Annotated in this window: 4 protein-coding genes and 1 pseudogene; 1 reads left to right on the top strand and 4 read right to left on the bottom strand. The window is 66.7% G+C overall.

The features are described 5' to 3' along the window. The 3 genes and pseudogenes from KH616_RS22880 to KH616_RS22870 form a co-directional block, all read right to left on the bottom strand. A pseudogene (locus tag KH616_RS22880) lies at positions 1–468 on the bottom strand (FUSC family protein); the annotation flags it as partial. Continuing rightward, positions 449–1,498, bottom strand: a complete 1,050-nt coding sequence (gene mdtN / locus KH616_RS22875; RefSeq protein ID WP_292252180.1) for a multidrug transporter subunit MdtN — start codon at positions 1,496–1,498, stop codon at positions 449–451. The gene mdtN and the pseudogene KH616_RS22880, both read right to left, overlap by 20 nt. Continuing rightward, the gene (locus tag KH616_RS22870; protein ID WP_292252179.1) at positions 1,495–1,788 is read right to left on the bottom strand and encodes a YtcA family lipoprotein; all 294 of its coding nucleotides are present in this window, start codon (positions 1,786–1,788) and stop codon (positions 1,495–1,497) included. Before KH616_RS22870 ends, mdtN begins: the two co-directional genes overlap by 4 nt. 383 nt (positions 1,789–2,171) lie before the next feature. Between KH616_RS22870 and KH616_RS22865 the strand changes: the two genes are divergently transcribed. Further along, positions 2,172–2,777, top strand: coding sequence for an alpha-ketoglutarate-dependent dioxygenase AlkB (locus KH616_RS22865; protein ID WP_292252178.1), 606 nt, complete (start codon positions 2,172–2,174; stop codon positions 2,775–2,777). A gap of 128 nt (positions 2,778–2,905) precedes the next feature. On the opposite strand, the gene KH616_RS22860 is transcribed toward KH616_RS22865, so the two are convergent. Then, positions 2,906–3,340: a universal stress protein gene (locus KH616_RS22860; RefSeq protein WP_292252177.1), complete on the bottom strand. Its 435-nt coding sequence runs from the start codon at positions 3,338–3,340 to the stop codon at positions 2,906–2,908. Between the last annotated feature and the right edge of the window lie 375 nt (positions 3,341–3,715).

The raw sequence follows: 3,715 nt of genomic DNA, 5'->3' as shown, positions 1-3,715 counted from the left end.
CGCATACAGCAGCCCGCGCGTCGCGGCTTCGCCGAATGGCGTGTTGCCGAGCTGGTCGAGGCCGAAGCCGACGATCATCGCGATGATCGCGCCGACCGGCCGCAGCTTGCTCGCCGACGTCAGGTAGAGCAGCCCCATCGACAGCACGACGATCCACGACACGCGCAACACCGAGTAATCGACGCTGAACATCGCGATGACGAGCACGAGCGCGATTAGGCTCGTGATGAGCACCAGCATCGCCATGGCCGTCAGGATGCTCGACACGCGGTCGGGCTTGTTGACGAAGAACACGACATACGCGGAGATCGCGGCCTCGGGCGTGCCGTACATGCTGGTCACAAGCAGCGTGAGCGCGCAGATGAGCGCCACCCGCACGGCGATCGCGGCGCGTCCGGGAAACGGCGCGAGCAGGCTCAGGATCTCGCGCGGTCCGGGCGCCGGGGTGTCAGCGGCAGGCTGCGCCATGCCGGACCTCGACGATCGCGCTCGCGCCGACGCGCACGAGCCGGCCGTCCGGCTCGTCGAGCCGGATACGCACAGGGAAACGCTGCGCGACGCGCACCCAGTTCACGGAGCGCTGGACGATCGGCAGCGAATGCGGCAGGTTGATGCGGTCGGTGTCGGCGATGCCCGCGCCGATTCCGACCACCTTTCCGGATATCGACCGGCTGCGGTCGATCATCGAATAGACGGTCGCGCAGTCGCCGAGCGCGATCTGCGAGAGCGCCGTCTCGCGGAAATTCCCGACGGCGAACCATTCGCTCGCATCGATCAGCGTGAAGATCGACTGGTTCGGCGCGACGGTTTCGCCGGAAAGAATCGACAGGCCCGTCACGAGGCCTTCGTGCGGGGCGCGCACGACGGTTTCGTCGAGCGCGTGCTGCGCGCGGGCCAGTGCGGCTTCGCGGGCGTGCAGGGTCGCGAGTGCGTCGGCGTCGTCGCCGATCGTCTGTGCCGAGGCGCGCTGCTGCTCCTGTGCCTGCTTGAGCGACACCGCCGCGTCGCGCTGCGCAACCTGAGCCTGATCGAACTGCTGTGCGCTCACGTAGCCCTGCGCGGCGAGCGGCGCAAGCCGCTTGACGTTGCGCGTCGCGAGGTCGTAGTTGTGCCCGGCGCGGCGGGTCTGATCCGCCGCGACGGCCGCGTTCGAGCGTTCGCCGATCAGGCTCTTGCGCCGCGTCTCGAGCGACGCGCGCGCCAGTTCGACGTCGGCCTGGGCCTGCGCGACGGTCAGGCGGTATGGCACCGGGTCGATCTCGAACAGCACGTCGCCTTTGGCGACGCGCTGGTTTTCGTGCACCGCGATCCGGACGATCCGGCCGCCGACGGGCGACGCGACATGCACGACGTCGGCGTCGATCGTCGCGTCGTCGGTTGCCGGGTAGCGGGTCGTGCGGTCGTAGGCGTACCAGACAGCCGCGACGCCGAGCGCCACGATCGCCAGCGCAATCAGGTGGCCTTTCAGTGCGGGTTTGCGAATGCCGGCGATTTTCATGCGAATTGCCCCGTACCGATGACCCAGACAATGACGGTGATGACGAGTCCGATCGCCGTGCAGACCGACAGCTGGAGCGGCACGGTGTCTGCCCAGCCGGTCGCGACGAAGACGCGATGCGCGACGATCGCGCCCGCGACGCCGATCAGTGCGCTGAGGAGCCACAGCGGAAAGTACGCGCCGAACAGCGGATAGGAGGGCGCGCCGTGCAATGCGCAACCGCCGAGCGACAGCGTCGGCACGAGCACCGATGCGGTACGCATGGGCGCGGGCAGCGTGGTTTTTTTCATTGCGTGGCGGGCTCGGCAAGCGGGTTGAGTGCAGGCGCCGACGGCGTTCCGGATCGTCCGGTCGCAGCGCAATCGGGCTCGGATCCCGGAAAGCGGGCTGGATGATATGGCGCCGATATTAAATCAGCATGGCGACAGTCGCCAACTGTCCGGGTTCCCAAAGACGTGATGGCGGGCTTCGATATGCGGCATGCTGGCTGGGCAGGAGCGCTGGGGCCATGAATCTCGATGCCCTGTTCCGGTTCGATGGGTGATCGGCAGCATGGCGGCGGCGCGGCCGGCGGTCGTTCTCCGGCCCTGCGCCCGCTCATGCAGCGGCGCCGGCGCTTCGCTAGTATGGGTTATGTATCGCGCTGGCCCGCACTTTCTAATTCTGATTCGTTATGTCGACGTTCGATCTTTTCGATGACGCACCCGCGCCCGACGTGGACTGGTATCCGGACTGGCTCGCGCCCGAGGCTGCCGATCGCGCGATGGCCGCGTTGATCGACGAAGTGGCCTGGCGTCAGGACACGATCCGCACGCCGCGCGGCCGCATCCCGCTGCCGCGGCTCACCGCGTGGCAGGGCGAGCCGGACGCCGTTTACGTGTATTCAGGCATCCGCAACGAACCTGCGCGTTGGACGCCCGCTGTCCGCGAACTGAAGGCCGCGGTGGAAAAAACCTGTTTCGCGCATTTCAACAGTGTGCTGCTGAACCGCTACCGCAACGGACAGGACAGCATGGGCTGGCACGCGGACAACGAGCCGGAACTGGGCGATGCGCCGGTGATCGCGTCGGTGAGCCTCGGTGCGACGCGCGTGTTCGATCTGCGCCACCGCGCGAGCGGCGTGACGCATGCGTATCGTCTGACGCATGGCAGCCTGCTGGTAATGCGCGGCCGGACGCAGGCGGAATGGCAGCATCGCGTGCCGAAGGCGCCGGCCTTGCAGGGGGAACGGATCAACCTGACGTTCCGGTGGGTGATGCCGGCATCGCCGGCTGCGTAGTCGCAGCGGCCGGCGCAATCTTCTTTCGCTGCGAAACAGGACGCCCGCGATGTCGCGATTCGGGCGTTTTCCGTCTCCCTGGGCGCGGGCAGCCCGACCGGCATGCGGGCGTGTCGCGCGTCTGCGATTTACTGGACGGCCGTGACCGGGATATTCGAGATGCGCACGAGGCGGTCGAGGATGCTGCGGTGGAACGGCGAAAGCAGGGCGTGAAGCGGATCGCGGCGCGGCGCCGTGACGACGATTTCGTCGCAGCCGCTCTCCGCGGCCACCGACGCAATCGTGTCGGCTACCGGCCCGACTTTCATCATGACGCTGTACCTGACGCCCGCATCGCGGAGGATCTGCACGGCCTTTGCGAGCTCGCCTTCGGCGAAGTGCCGCTCGATCTCGCGCAGCCGGAACAGCGGATGATAGGCCTCGAGGCGGGTGGCTTCCAGCGGCGGCTGGACGTTGATCAGCACGATCTCCGACGCACAGCGCTCCCGATAGAGGAAGGTCGCGTGACGGACTGCATGCAGCGCGCGCGGCGAATCGCCAACCGGAACCAGCAGCTTGAGCATGTCGGGTGCCCCGTCAACGAGGGGGTTTCAGCGTAGCGCGTGTCGGGCGGCGCGGGTCTAAAGATATCCGGTGCGCGCATAAAAAGCTTGTCGATACGCGCAGATCGAAATTCGTTTACTGAAAATATAAGAAATATATGTTTATGCGCATAAAGTTTTGCGGTTTCCGGTGGCGTGTATGATCAGGCCCCGAATGATGGTGCGCCGCCGGGATGGCGATTCAGTCGAAACTCCAATGAATGCCTGCGGAAAATATCCGAGGTCGCGCGTGGCTTGTCGCGTAGAGTGGAACGCGACCTGTTGCGCGGCGCGTCCCGGTCGGGGCGCCGCGCAACAGGAACTGGCGCGATCGCCCGGCCCGGCGCGGCCGTCGAT

Source organism: Burkholderia sp. (assembly GCF_018375725.1).
GTDB lineage: Bacteria > Pseudomonadota > Gammaproteobacteria > Burkholderiales > Burkholderiaceae > Burkholderia.
The sequence above is the reverse complement of the archived record's forward strand: the minus strand, read 5'-3'. Positions and strand labels throughout refer to the sequence as shown.

Bases quoted from the DNA above. Each gene is read 5' to 3' on its own strand.
- KH616_RS22860 (WP_292252177.1), bottom strand. From the start codon at position 3,340: ATGCTCAAGCTGCTGGTTCCGGTTGGCGATTCGCCGCGCGCGCTGCAT.
- KH616_RS22870 (WP_292252179.1), bottom strand. From the start codon at position 1,788: ATGAAAAAAACCACGCTGCCCGCGCCCATGCGTACCGCATCGGTGCTC.
- mdtN (WP_292252180.1), bottom strand. From the start codon at position 1,498: ATGAAAATCGCCGGCATTCGCAAACCCGCACTGAAAGGCCACCTGATT.
- KH616_RS22865 (WP_292252178.1), top strand. From the start codon at position 2,172: ATGTCGACGTTCGATCTTTTCGATGACGCACCCGCGCCCGACGTGGAC.